Raw genomic sequence first — 13,125 nt, 5'->3', positions numbered from 1 at the left:
AAATCATGCACGAGATGGCTTCTCTCTTGTTACGCTTACGGGGTTAGCTGTCGGGTTCGGACGTAGAGAGACGCCCTAGCTTGGGTCAACCGCTCATGGCGGTCGCCTTCGCATTCACCCCGAAGACCCAGAAAGAAATCGAAATACGGCCCCTCCACCTGTTCAATCCCATCCGGGAAAAGAATTTCGGTCGAGCCGGCTGGACGGAAGAGACGTTCCCTTCTTGCCATACGCCGGACGTACTGTAAGCCATATCGGTTCCCCCGTTCCCTGTAAAAGGGACTCAGCGAGACTGGTTCATGAAATGAGCTGTTGATGTTTACACTCAAACAACAATTCACTGAAAAGATGATATCCTGTTTCTATGCATGTTGTAAAGCAGGTTTCAAGTACATTTTTTAAAATATTCGGTTAAAATATTGTAATATTCTCGAGTTTCCTGCAACAAATTCATGATTAGCTTCGTCTATCTCTTTATTTTGATCGATTCCTTCACTTTTTCACTTAATGTCAAATCGTTCCAAGGCATTTTGGGTCGTTATTGACACTAATTCCTCCACCGTAATTCCCTTGATTTGGGCAGCCGCCTCTGCGACCAGTCCCACGTGTGCGGACTCATTTCGCTTCCCGCGGAACGGATGGGGCGTTAGATAGGGAGCGTCCGTTTCAATGAGCAGACGGTCCAGCGGCACCTGTGCGAGTACCTCCTTTGGCTGCTTGGCATTTTTGAACGTTATGGGTCCGCCAAAAGAGAGGTGAAAGCCCATATCCAGCACCATTTTAGCCGTCTCCCAGCTTCCGGAAAAGGAATGCATGACTCCGCCAACCTCACTCGCCTTTTCTTCACGCAAAATCTTAACAATATCTTCATGCGCATCCCGGTTATGGATGACAATTGGCATGTGCAGCTCACGAGCCAGTCCAATCTGGTTGCGTAGCACCCGATGCTGTACATCCTTCGGTGATGTGTCCCAATAATAATCCAGACCAATCTCCCCGATCGCCACGACTTTCTTATGACTGCATAACGATGCAATCCATTCCAAATCCCCCTCCTGCATCGTAATCGCATCCTGTGGGTGCCATCCAATTGCCGCATAAATAAAATCATACGTCTCAGCCAATTTCATCGTGGATGGAATCGTCTCACGATTAAATCCGATATTAATCATGCGGGTTACTCCCGCTTCGACAGCACGTGCTATAACTTCTTCCCGATCTTCGTCAAATTGCGGCGCATCCAGATGGGTATGAGTGTCAAATAAATTCAAAATTCATGTCCCCTTATTTACTTTTATTGGCATATGTTTGTCTATTGTTTGACAAAATAATTCCTTATTTCGGCAGGAAGCTTGTCCTTTACCCCATCCAATTTGTTTTGGGGATAGTACATGTGATATTTACCCCGGTGAATACCGCTAATGGAGCGCACAATTTCCGATACTTCGGAAATTTCTCTCACTTCTCCTTTACGTCCAAGCAGTAAAATCTGGTTGTCCGTCGAGCCACCCTGCCGAAACACATCATAAGGAAGATCCGTCGGAAAATCAATTTCCAGATCATATTCGGGATGTAAACCAACCTGCTTCAGCGCTGTCCGAATGTCGTCAATGGTATCTGTATCCATATTTTCAATCTCTACATATTTATACAGCTTGCGATCCATAAAACGGGCGCTCAAATCGCTTAAAATCTCGTCCTTTTCCTGTTTCCACTGACTGAATACTGTCTGAATCAAAGACTCATCGAGCATCAAATATTGTTCCACCGTAAGCTCTCCCCGAAAGAGATCCGGCAACGGTTCCAGCAGAAAACTAAACTCATATCCGTTTCCAAACAGCTCCTTCGCCCGCTTGAAAATCTTACGCAATAAAATTTCCGAGCTGCGCGTCACAGGATGAAAATAAATTTGCCAATACATCTGATAGCGTGACATCAGATAATCCTCTACCGCATGCATACCTGACTCCTTCACTACAATTCTTCCATTATGAGGACGCAACAGCCGTAAAATACGATCCAGATCAATGGTGCCATAATTGACGCCTGTCGAGTGAGCATCCCGCAGCAGATAATCCATGCGATCCGCATCCAGTGGGCTTGTGATCAGGTTAACGACAATTGGCTTGTCATACGTTTTGGCAATGACCGCAGCCACCTTCGTTGGAAGCTCTTCATCGACTTGCTTCAGCACAGCGTTAATCTCTGTATTCCCCAATACAATCCGGCATGTCCAATCCTCGTGGTTCATATGAAAGGCTTCTTCTATGGAATGGGAAAACGGACCATGCCCCACATCGTGCAACAAAGCCGCACACAGCGCGACTAAACCTTCTTCCTTCGGCCAATCGGAAAATTCGCCGCGTTCAAATTGGGAAATAATACGCCGTGTAATCTCGTACACACCTAGCGAATGCGAAAAACGACTATGCTCCGCTCCATGAAACGTAAGATAAGATGTACCCAACTGCCGAATGCGGCGCAAGCGTTGGAACTCTGGAGTATTGATCAAACGCCATATCACTGTATCCTGAACATGGATATAGTTATGTACCGGGTCCTTAAAAACTTTTTCTTCACTAAGTGGCTGGTGCAAGATATCAGCTCCTTTAATATTCTGAATAATGGATTAAGATACAATAAAATCCTAAACGATCTCCTTCATTCGACATCGTTTGTCGTATTATGTCGAATTATAGATTTTCGACATTTCCAAATCGACAAATGGCTAAAATCATCAATAAAATAAGGTAATACACACACATCATGCTCTTTATTCAAAATATTTTTGCATAATCAAGCTGTTAGCAAATTTTTAAGGTTGACTGTTTTGGGAATCGTTGGTATAGTAAATATCAGAAAAGAGAAAAATTTGTCGAATCATGACACTTATATTATTTTAAAGGCGAGAGGAGCCTGATTTATTATGATGAAATCCACTGGTATTGTAAGAAAAGTTGACGAGCTCGGACGTGTTGTTATTCCAATTGAATTGCGCCGCACATTGGGTATTGGCGAAAAAGACGCTTTGGAAATTTATGTTGATGGCGAACGCATTATGCTCAAAAAATACGAGCCTGCTTGTATCTTCTGCGGCAACGCCGAGAACGTAATTTACTTTAAAGGGAAAATTGTTTGTCAAGATTGCATCTCAGAAATTCCAACACCTGTGACAAACTAAGATTTTTAGTATATAATAGACTCATAAGAGATTGTTAATTCTAACCTTTTTCATATACACTCCTTGTTGCCTTCCACGGTTTGAACCCAACCGTTGGAAGGCCCTTTTTTGTGTAAGGAAGTTTTTATAAAAGAGCGTTATATACATCCCTTTTGGAAATGGAGCGGTCGGTAGCTGTACGCTTCATAGCGTCCTTGCGTGTCAGCCCTTCTGTCTCATAATGCGCAACGTGGGCCTCCAATGATAAGGACTGCCACCATGCCTGTCGCTCCTCTTCCTCTTCTGCTTCGCTTTTCCCTTCAACTACCAGGCAATATTCACCAAGTGGTGGATGCTCCTCCAGTCTGGCAAGACATTGCTCCGCCGTTCCTCGTAACCATTCCTCATGCAGCTTGGTCAACTCACGTGCAAGCACCACTCTGCGTTCTCCCAGTGTTTCCTTCAATACCGTCAACGTCCGCACAATACGATGAGGGGATTCATAAAACAGGATCGTGCCGTGAGATACCTGAAATGACTGTAGCAGCCTCTCCAGATCTTTTTTCTCTCGTGGAGGGAATCCGGCAAATGTAAATCTTTCCGTATCCAGTCCAGAGGCAATCAAAGCTGACAATGCTGCGTTCGCCCCGGGAATGGGAATAACGCTAACATCCGCCTCTAGCGCCAGCTTGACCAGATCCGAACCCGGGTCCGAAATGGCCGGCAGACCTGCATCGCTAACCAGTGCCAAATTTTTTCCTTCTATTATATAACGTATCAACTCAGGCCCACTGGCAGCTTTATTATGTTCATGATAGCTGAATAGCATTTCCGGCGTGATATCAAAATGTGTGAGCAGTTTGCGCGTCTGCCTCGTATCCTCTGCTGCTATAATACTGCACGATTTTAAGGTGTTAATCGCCCTAAAGGTCATATCGTCCAGATTACCAATCGGTGTCGCAACGAGATACAGCTTGCCCCGTTCCTCTCCGCCGGTTATAAAACTTTTTTGCACCGCTGCCTTCACTATAAATCCCCCTTGCTTACTTCTCCATAGATATCCCTTATTTCCTGAGTATAATTCCCATTCTCCTGATATACAATGAGCGGCGGCAACAGACGAACCTCCGGCTTACCATCACATAGCGCCTCGATGAGCACCATATTCGCCTCCATATGAGCCCGTGGGTGGACAAACCGAATCCGTTTCGGCTCCAGTCTGTTGGCACGCATCAGGGTTATAATCTCACCTAGCCGCTGCGGACGATGAACCATGGATACTTTGCCACCGTTACGGACAAGCCGGGTACATGCCTGAATGACCTCCTCCAGCGTACAATGCACCTCATGACGTGCAATCGCTTGATGAGGGTTTAGCTTAATATCGCTACCGTTTAGCGGCATATAGGGGGGATTTACCGTAATTGCATCATATACACCATGTCCCGTGATTTGAACCAACTCACGTAGATCGCCTTCCCGAATCTGAATCGCTGCCTCCAATCCGTTCAGGCTGACGCTGCGTCTAGCCATATCTGCCAAGCGCGGTTGAATTTCAATTCCTTCGATAGCAGCTTTGGTTCGTGTCGTTAGCAGCAGGGGAACAACCCCATTACCTGTACATAGATCCAAAATCTTCCCACGCTGCGGTATACCGGCAAACCGTGCTAGCAAAACCGCGTCCATGGAGAAGCTGAACACCTCATCACTTTGGATAATACGCAAATTATGTGACAATAGATCATCAATTCGTTCAGACTTCTGTTCATTTTCGTACATAGCGCTCTCCCATCTTTTTACCCCAAATCGTTCTAAACCCATACTTCCTTACAAAAAAAGCCGTAGGCACCTTGCTCCTACGGCTTTTTTTTATTTATTCAAAAATGACAGACAGAAAAGGCAATCGCCTTCCGTTCGCAAATGTCCGTAATACACGTTGCATATATGAAATCCTTCATGATACAGCCTTGCCAGATTGTCGTGGCCTTCGCCCACAACCTCACCCGTTTCCTCTTCATCCTTAATGACAATCGGAGGAGAAAGTTTCGGCCTTTTTGCCGCCTTTTCTTCTCTGGAGGTTTCACGTTTGAGTATCTTTCGCACCTGTTCGTTTTCAATCGTTAGTCGTTGATTTTCCTCCAGCAGTTCTTTAACTGCCAGCTTCAATTCACCCAGATCACTATGCAACTGTCCCATTTGGGTTTCCATTTCGTGAATACGCGCAAAAACATTTAATTTATCCAAGTTTCCACCCCGAAGCAACCTAATGGTTTACTTGACGACTACATCGTCCATTGGAAGTTCCTTGACCTTGCTAATCTCAAACAGTTGAACATGTACTGTGCGATGTCCAGCATTTACGCCTACGACCTTGCCTTCTCCGAGAGAGGTGACGACCATCTTGCCAACCTGCGGCAATTCTTCCTTCATGCTCTCGTAGTTATCATGTTCGAACTTGAGACAACACATCAATCTTCCACACAACCCGGAAATCTTCGTCGGATTCAGCGACAAGCTCTGATCCTTCGCCATCTTAATGGATACCGGTTCAAAATCTCCCAGCCACGAAGAGCAACACAGAATACGTCCGCAAGGACCGATCCCGCCCAGCATTTTAGCCTCGTCCCGTACTCCGATCTGCCGCAGCTCAATCCGTGTACGAAAAATACTGGCTAAATCCTTTACAAGCTCCCGAAAATCCACACGGCCCTCTGCCGTAAAATAAAAAATGATCTTATTGCGGTCAAATGTAAATTCCACGTCTACCAGCTTCATTTTAAGGCCATGGTCTTTGATTTTATTTAAACACGTACCAAATGCATCCTTGGCCGCCAGTTTATTCTCTTCTACAACAAGAGCGTCATCATCTCCGGCAATACGGATGACTTTCTTTAAGGGCAGGACAACGTCCGAATCATTGACTTCTTTTTTGCCCACCACAACCTTGCCATATTCGATACCGCGCGCGGTTTCTACAATAACGCAGTTTTCTTTCTCCACCGGAAGGTCCAGCGGATCAAAATAATAAGTCTTGCCCGCCTTCTTGAAACGGACACCCACTACACTATACAAAAATTAACCCCCTTGTATGCCACTAAACCTCATTTGAAGCCGACATGTTACGAATGGCCGCAATTGAAGTCTCACTGTCGCACAAACCGGGAACCTGGCGTCGCGGATTGTGCAGAGTGGAACAAGCGCGCCTTCCTGTTAGCCGGTGATGGAACCGCTTGTATCGGACAACCCAATCAAAAGCTGCTCTACACACAATTGACCATTGACGTGAAAACGGAGCTTCTTCCTGCAATTCGCGGCCAAATCCATATAAGAGACCCATTGTTCCGTGCTGCGGGTGATTGCCAATTTGGAGACGGACTCCAAATGATCTATGAAAACAATGCTTTCGTGCCTTCCGTAACGGAAATGAAGCATATCCTTGAACCACAAATGAAACAGATGAAACAGAATATCCAGGTGTTCAGAAAGTCCAGTTTTAAAAATCTTCTGTTGAGCGAGAATAATGGACGAGCTTCCCCGGCTCATGGACTCCTTCACTAATTGTAACACTACGTTTCTAATTTCTGCAAACCAATTCTGCTGGAGAATTTCTCTACATGATTCCAGTCCCGAGGCAATATGAACCGCCGACCGAACAAGTCCGGCCGTATAGCCTTCCCCGATTAAGGCCTGCATCATCACTTCAGGCTGTAAAGCATGAAAAGGAACCTGCTGCGTCCGTGATTGAATCGTAGGCAGCAATGCCTGTCCATTTTCGGAAATGAGTATACCCACCACTGGAACCTGAGGCTCCTCCAGAAACTTAAGCAGGCTGTTTGCAGCTTGCACTGTCATGGTATCCGCCTGCTGGATAATATATACCTTCGGATTGGAGCTTTCCGATTTGTAAGAGAATATGCGCTGAAGTCCGCGAATCTGGTCAATTTTAATTGTAGCTCCATCCGGCTCTACGATAAACAGATCCGGGTGATTTCCATGCTCTACCTTACGACAGGACAGACATTCGCCACATGCATCATCCGTCATTCGCTCACAAAATAATGCCTTGGCAAAGGTCTGCGCCATCTTCATCTGTCCGCTTCCCGGCGGCCCGCTAAATACATAGGCATGGTTGACCGTCTCATTCCGAAGTGCGCTTTGCAGCATTTTTTTAGCTATATCCTGACCCATTATCTTTTGGAAAGACATATTTCCTCACCTATTCTGCTGCTATTTTTCCATATCTCCAACCATTGCCTACATGAATATAGTCAAAAATAATCTGCCAGCATCATCAGCAAGCAGATTATTCCTTCGTGGCGACAGCCCGTTTGTATTCGTTTATGAAAGGGTCTACATTTAAAACGAGAGATTAATCAGCAGCCCTCTAATTTCACCGACTCCTTGCAAAAGCTCAATCTTGCCTTGCTCGGTTTCGAGCAGATCATCTGCCATCTTGAGCAACAGCTCATCCACTTCATCAATCAGCTTATACCGCTTGCTGCGTCCCCGGCGATCCCAGCCCTTTGTGTCCTTCATCGACACGCCACGCCGAACCGTATCCTCCAGGAAGCGTTTCACCAGCATCTTATAAGCCTTCAGCTCACGAATCGTCATCGAGCGCGCCAGACGGTCTCCCTGCATCTGAATTTCTTTGAAGCGACGGTTCAGTTCTTCATGCGAAGCCCGCTCCCCATTTTGCTGCATAACATCGGAAAAGCTCTTAGGCTGAATCGGCTTCGTATTCATTTCATTGGTAGACAACGTACTCTGTAAAGGGCGATAGCCCGGATTTATTTTCATATAAACCTGCTTTCCCCCCGAATACTTCCGCTTTTCCCTTTAATGAACAGCTCAACATGGAACTGGGGGAACATAGCGGCTTTCCAGGGACTGCGCCTTGGCGCTACCGTTATAGTGGATCTGTTCCTCATTCCCATGATACGGGCAAGAAACAGGCAATTCCTCTATCATATCGGCAGAATAGGTCCTTTTGTGTAGATTCAGAAGTGCTCAAAACGGTCTACAGGCATCACGAACACCGTCGCTCCACCCACCTGTACTTCAACAGGCAAAGGCAGATAGGAGTCCGTTGTCCCGCTCATAGGGGTAACGGGTGTGACCAGCTGTTCACGTACCTTGCAACTGCTGCGAATGACATTCATCAACGAGCCCACCTGATTGTCATCGACACCGATCATAAACGTCGTATTCCCTGCTCGCAAAAATCCGCCTGTACTCGCCAGCTTGGTAGCACGGAAATTAGCTTTCACCAGTCCGCTGGATAATCTGTTACTATCCTTATCCTGCACAATCGCAATAATCAGCTTCATCCTGTATTCCTCCTTCAAGCCATATTAGGAACAAGCTAGTCCCTAGCTCAATTTTACCGTATATCCTTCGACAATTACATGCTAAAGTTTTGAATAAACCGCTTTTTCAGCAAATCCTTCAATACTTGCTCTACCTGCTCCGTTGCGGGAGATGCATCGACAATCGTAATTCGCTCCGGAAATTTGCGGGCAAGCTCCAGATACGCCTCTCGTACTTTGTGGTGAAAAGATATACTCTCCATATCGAGGCGATCCATTCCCTCTCCCCGGGACGCATGAATTCTGGCCAATCCCAATTCAGGTTCGATATCCAGATAAAATGTAGCATCCGGTTCCCAATCATCCACCGCAAAACGATTAATCGAAGCCACTTCCTCCATACCGATCCCTCTCGCAAACCCTTGATAGACCAAGCTGCTATCCACAAAACGATCACATAATACGATAGCTCCCTTTTCAATAGCCGGCTTTACCTTCTCTACCAGATGCTGGCGCCTGGCCGCCGCATACAGAAGCGCCTCTGTCCGGGCATCCATACTGGTATGGGCAGGGTCCAAAATGATAGAGCGGATCTTTTCCGAAATTTCGATCCCGCCTGGTTCTCTCGTCGTGACAACTGGATAGCCTTCTTCCTCCATAAACTTGGCCAGCCGTTGAATCATCGTTGTTTTACCGGAGCCGTCTCCCCCCTCCAGCGTAATAAAAATTCCTTTGCGATTCATGCCATTCCCTGCTTTCCAGCCTGAAAAATAAGAGTCACCTACAGGCTCATTTGCTTCTCTTATTCAGTCTTCTTTATTGGTTAAGTCTCCAACATCTAATCTTTATTTTAAACGGAATACCCGAATTGTAAGCAACCTTTCATCTGCTGCCCCTTGCCATTTGGCTCCCAAATCCCGGAGACGTCTCATTCGTTGAGCAATCGGTTCCGTAATCATTTCTCCTGCGTATAGCAGTGGAATACCTGGAGGATACGGGATAATCATTTCCGCAGCCACCCTGCCAGCGGAGTCCTCCACAGATACTACCTCCATCTGATTCGATTGAACTGGTTGAAGTCCAAACTGCACCGGAATAGAGTAAACTGTAGGAATATCATTGTTCCACGTGGAAAAATCCAAATCTGGTCCACATTGCTCCTTCTGCATGGAACCCGGCCCACCAGCCGTCCCCTTAAACCGTATATCATTATTTATATGCACAAGAGCCTGCAACAGGTGATTAGTATCTCTAATCGTGGAGCCTAACGTAAACAATAAAACAACATGTTTTTCGTCACTCATCTCCGGAATACAGCCATACACTTCCAACTCATGCTTTAAGCCAAAGCCATCCAATACACCAAATGCATCGTACAGCACCATTTTAAAAGGGTCATGGGTCGAATAGCCGTCCACCTTCTCTCCATCCCTCTCCAAGCGCTCTGTAATGCCCTCTTGGGCCTCATTCCCCTGAGGCGCTTGCTCAATAGGCTCAACGAGAAGAAAGCGTGGAAGCTGCTTCAGACCTTTTCTAAAAGCATCTGCTGCCGCCAAGCCTTCCGTAAAGGCATTCGCCCCATGAACCGCAATATGCCGCCTTGCCAAATCAAGCGAAGCCATGAGCGGGTACGAAGGGCTGGAGCTTTGCACCATTGCCAGTCGCTGACGAAGCAGCTCCCGGTTGATCCGTCCCCCCTGCACGTGTAGCATGGCTCCCATCGTCATGGCTGGTAGCATCTTATGTGTCGATTGGACGACCACATCAGCCCCACAGGACAAAGCAGAAGCCGGCAAACGGGGATGCAGCCCGTAATGGGCACCATGCGCCTCATCCACCAACAAGGGCACATGGGCCGCATGACAGGCTTTAGCCGTTGCTGTCAGATCATAACCCATCCCATAGTAGTTAGGCAGCGTAATCAATACCCCTTTGGCGGAAGGATAGGCTTTTAATGCGGTCTGTATCGTATCCGTCGATGGAGCAACCGCAAGCCCGCTGGTCGTATCTATTTTCGGCTCCAGAAATACCGCAGCAGCCCCAGACAGCATAAGACCATTCAGGACTGACTTGTGTACGTTTCTCTGTACCAGCAGTAAATCCCCCGGTTTCGTACACACGGTCAAAATCATTGCCAAATTACCGACTGTACTTCCTCCAATCAGCCAAAAGCTGTCCTCTGCACCAAAGCACATCGCCGCCAGCTCCTGGCCCTCACGGATCACATCCTCAGGGTGATGCAAATCGTCCAGTCCGGTAATTTCGGTCGCATCAATAGACATTACTTCTTTCAAGAGAGATGCAATATCTTCATTTTCATATACTTGTCCATTTTTGTGGCCAGGCACATGATAAGAAGCATTGCCTTGAGCCCGGTAACGTAATAGAGCTTCCATTAATGGTGCGTGTGAAGCCTTTTTCCCCATCATTCTGCAATCCTTCCGAAACAAAGCTTTATATCTACCCTATTTTATCGTAAAATCAAGCGGAATCCTACTTTTACTCACAGAAAAAAAAGCCCGTACCGACAGGCCCTGGAATACTAACCCTTTAAAGACTAGCTGACAAAGGATATTATGCATTTTTCTGTACCCAAATTTGCTTTAGTTGATCAATAAAAAAATGATATTTGGCGTCTGTCGCATCCGTGCGCACCATTTCAGCCTCACACGCATCGCAGATAAACTCGGAAACGATAAAGATGCCTTCATGCTTGTGTTGTCCGCATATAATGCAGCGGTGGCCGCCTTGATCATGCATATCCATCCCACCCTTGTTTCTTTTACTATTAGTATGGGCACTTTCTACTATTTTAAACCTTTTCATAGCCCAGCTCGACGATATACTCTATATATATTCCATGTGAGCCCTTATGGTGTTTGTACCCACATGTTTAAAAAACAGCCGTCTATGCCGATATAATAAGAAAAGCTCCTACATATGGATACCCTTTCATTGGAGCCGTTTCATACTTCATTCGTAATAGCTTTTCCCTGTAAGTATAGAATAGGTTGGCTCACACTAGAAGCCGATCATTCTATAGCCTTACCCAAGCAATTTAGTGCTTGTCAGAGCCGCATGAGCGCAGCACCGTCCCTTTTTCCGGGGTGGGCGGTCGAGAAGCCATTTGTGATGCAGTAGATTAATGAAAGGACTGTTTGCATGACAGAGGAAACCGGAACCAAAGCTACCTACTATCACTACAAGCTCATTAAAAAAATCAGTATTCCGCGTCAGCTGATATGGAGTCACATCTCGTTGCCTGTTATTATGCTTCTTTTCCTGCTTCTTGCCTTTTCATGGACTAGCCTGTTTTTGTTTGTTCTAGCTTTCTTCCTGACCTTATGGGTACACTTCGTGATCTCCCGATCTGTACTGTTCATAAGCAAAACATCCTTCCGCAAGCGTTGGGCATTTCACCGCAAGCTGCCGTGGCTGGGTTATATGACAGATCAGTACATAGGCTACGGCCTCTTTCGCCGTGTGCATATACATACACTATGGATCGGCATCTGCTTGTTCGCTGTATTCATTCTCTGGTCTCCGCCAGCCTTTACTGTATCCTTGCTCTTTTGGCATCTGTGGCTTATTGCACCGCGCCTATACATCCTGAGCCGTCTCACAGGCGAAAGGAAAGATGGCATGTTGAAGTTCACCGATGAAGATGCCTCATATTATCAGCAGTAGGCTAGCCATTCATCTATCCATATAGATAGAAGCTTATACCTGATCTGGCATATCTCCCATCTCCCATAAGCTAGAACCCCATATCAAAAAAGGAGCAGCCCTATAAGGTTGTTCCTTTTTATTCCCCTCACCATTCCACACTACCATCTTTAACACTCTAATATACCAATCAATATAAAAAAGGAAGCCCCATCTACTTAACAGCAGTTTTGAGTGCTTCCTTATATCCAGCTTTATCGTTCATTATACACAGCATCTTATCTGCTACATTTGAGGTCGCTTGTGACTTACCTAAAACAGCCCTATATCCGCAGCCCTCTGTATCCAGGCCGAGAACAGTGAATTACTAATTAAGATCTACACTTTTGCTTTTCGCAGCAGCTTTACCATCCTTCGGGACCAATACAGTAAAAGAACCATCATGCACAGACAAGTGCACCATAAGCTTATTTTTCAGAAATACTTTTTGATTATAAGTCGATAGATTCGGTTCTTCCGTCCAGCCCCAGGCTGCAATTTCCTCCAGATAGGGAGCAGGCAAGCTATCACTTTCCTTCAAAGCCGGTAATGCATAGCGTACATAGTCCATGTCTGAGTTACTGCTAGCCCGATCAGTTTTACTCGCTTCTTTAGGGACAGGAAACGTTTTTTCGTTCGCTGCACCCTCAAACGATGTCCAAGAAGGCTCCTCTGTCCCGCACCCGGTAAGGATCGCGACAGCGACACTGAATAGCACTAATAGAGCAAGCCATTTATTTCGCCGCATGATCTTCCCTCCTTACCAGCTTGATTCACTATACAAACCCAATTCAAGAATTTGCATAATTCTGCAAGAATGCAGCGTGTGTATATGGGATTCAGTACCTATATTATACCGGGTTTCCAATAACATTCCGTAACAAAAATGTTACCTTCCTTTTGTAAGAGTATTTTTAAAATATACATACGCAAAAAAGGACCACAATCTCA

General features: G+C 46.1%; 15 protein-coding genes and 1 riboswitch. Of the genes, 2 read left to right on the top strand and 13 right to left on the bottom strand.

Annotation, left to right across the window (positions count from 1 at the left end; translation table 11 throughout):
• Positions 1-16: 16 nt before the first annotated feature.
• Positions 17-299, bottom strand: a riboswitch (cyclic di-AMP (ydaO/yuaA leader).
• A gap of 201 nt (positions 300-500) precedes the next feature.
• Together ACIFO6_RS07915 and ACIFO6_RS07910 are read right to left on the bottom strand one after the other, a co-directional pair.
• Complete coding sequence (locus ACIFO6_RS07915; protein ID WP_430039781.1) at positions 501-1,271, bottom strand: TatD family hydrolase; 771 nt, start codon at positions 1,269-1,271, stop codon at positions 501-503.
• A gap of 41 nt (positions 1,272-1,312) precedes the next feature.
• The gene (locus tag ACIFO6_RS07910) at positions 1,313-2,596 is read right to left on the bottom strand and encodes an HD domain-containing protein (protein ID WP_430039778.1); all 1,284 of its coding nucleotides are present in this window, start codon (positions 2,594-2,596) and stop codon (positions 1,313-1,315) included.
• Positions 2,597-2,926: 330 nt separating this feature from the next.
• Between ACIFO6_RS07910 and ACIFO6_RS07905 the strand changes: the two genes are divergently transcribed.
• Positions 2,927-3,181: an AbrB/MazE/SpoVT family DNA-binding domain-containing protein gene (locus tag ACIFO6_RS07905; RefSeq protein ID WP_007428005.1), complete on the top strand. Its 255-nt coding sequence runs from the start codon at positions 2,927-2,929 to the stop codon at positions 3,179-3,181.
• 124 nt (positions 3,182-3,305) lie between these two features.
• Here the strand turns inward: ACIFO6_RS07905 and rsmI are convergent, their stop codons facing one another.
• The 10 genes from rsmI to ACIFO6_RS07855 all read right to left on the bottom strand — a co-directional run bounded on the left by rsmI (position 3,306) and on the right by ACIFO6_RS07855 (position 11,229).
• On the bottom strand, positions 3,306-4,187 hold the full coding sequence (gene rsmI / locus ACIFO6_RS07900) for a 16S rRNA (cytidine(1402)-2'-O)-methyltransferase (RefSeq protein WP_430039775.1): 882 nt from the start codon (positions 4,185-4,187) through the stop codon (positions 3,306-3,308).
• Positions 4,187-4,939 (bottom strand): tRNA1(Val) (adenine(37)-N6)-methyltransferase, encoded by a 753-nt coding sequence (locus tag ACIFO6_RS07895; RefSeq protein WP_430039772.1) that lies wholly within the window; start codon positions 4,937-4,939, stop codon positions 4,187-4,189. Before ACIFO6_RS07895 ends, rsmI begins: the two co-directional genes overlap by 1 nt.
• A gap of 90 nt (positions 4,940-5,029) precedes the next feature.
• Entirely contained in the window at positions 5,030-5,404 is a 375-nt protein-coding gene (gene yabA / locus ACIFO6_RS07890) for a DNA replication initiation control protein YabA (RefSeq protein WP_430039769.1), read from the bottom strand.
• A gap of 27 nt (positions 5,405-5,431) precedes the next feature.
• The gene (locus ACIFO6_RS07885; RefSeq protein ID WP_014279023.1) at positions 5,432-6,232 is read right to left on the bottom strand and encodes a PSP1 domain-containing protein; all 801 of its coding nucleotides are present in this window, start codon (positions 6,230-6,232) and stop codon (positions 5,432-5,434) included.
• Between the two features lie 138 nt (positions 6,233-6,370).
• On the bottom strand, positions 6,371-7,366 hold the full coding sequence (gene holB / locus ACIFO6_RS07880; RefSeq protein ID WP_430039766.1) for a DNA polymerase III subunit delta': 996 nt from the start codon (positions 7,364-7,366) through the stop codon (positions 6,371-6,373).
• Between the two features lie 150 nt (positions 7,367-7,516).
• A complete protein-coding gene (locus ACIFO6_RS07875) occupies positions 7,517-7,960 on the bottom strand; it encodes a YaaR family protein (protein WP_404521360.1) in 444 nt (147 codons plus the stop codon).
• Between the two features lie 200 nt (positions 7,961-8,160).
• Entirely contained in the window at positions 8,161-8,490 is a 330-nt protein-coding gene (locus tag ACIFO6_RS07870) for a cyclic-di-AMP receptor (RefSeq protein WP_430039763.1), read from the bottom strand.
• Between the two features lie 74 nt (positions 8,491-8,564).
• Positions 8,565-9,212 (bottom strand): dTMP kinase, encoded by a 648-nt coding sequence (gene tmk / locus ACIFO6_RS07865; protein ID WP_430039760.1) that lies wholly within the window; start codon positions 9,210-9,212, stop codon positions 8,565-8,567.
• 102 nt (positions 9,213-9,314) lie between these two features.
• Entirely contained in the window at positions 9,315-10,898 is a 1,584-nt protein-coding gene (locus tag ACIFO6_RS07860) for an aminotransferase class I/II-fold pyridoxal phosphate-dependent enzyme (RefSeq protein WP_430039757.1), read from the bottom strand.
• A 145-nt stretch (positions 10,899-11,043) separates the two neighbouring features.
• Positions 11,044-11,229, bottom strand: coding sequence for a sigma factor G inhibitor Gin (locus ACIFO6_RS07855; protein WP_025682457.1), 186 nt, complete (start codon positions 11,227-11,229; stop codon positions 11,044-11,046).
• Between the two features lie 402 nt (positions 11,230-11,631).
• Between ACIFO6_RS07855 and ACIFO6_RS07850 the strand changes: the two genes are divergently transcribed.
• Entirely contained in the window at positions 11,632-12,156 is a 525-nt protein-coding gene (locus ACIFO6_RS07850; RefSeq protein WP_430039754.1) for a hypothetical protein, read from the top strand.
• 346 nt (positions 12,157-12,502) lie between these two features.
• On the opposite strand, the gene ACIFO6_RS07845 is transcribed toward ACIFO6_RS07850, so the two are convergent.
• The gene (locus tag ACIFO6_RS07845; RefSeq protein WP_430039751.1) at positions 12,503-12,922 is read right to left on the bottom strand and encodes a hypothetical protein; all 420 of its coding nucleotides are present in this window, start codon (positions 12,920-12,922) and stop codon (positions 12,503-12,505) included.
• Positions 12,923-13,125 lie beyond the last annotated feature (203 nt).

Source organism: Paenibacillus sp. NRS-1781 (assembly GCF_050467745.1).
Taxonomy (GTDB): Bacteria; Bacillota; Bacilli; order Paenibacillales; family Paenibacillaceae; genus Paenibacillus; species Paenibacillus terrae_A.
This window is presented reverse-complemented; position numbering and strand designations above follow the sequence as displayed.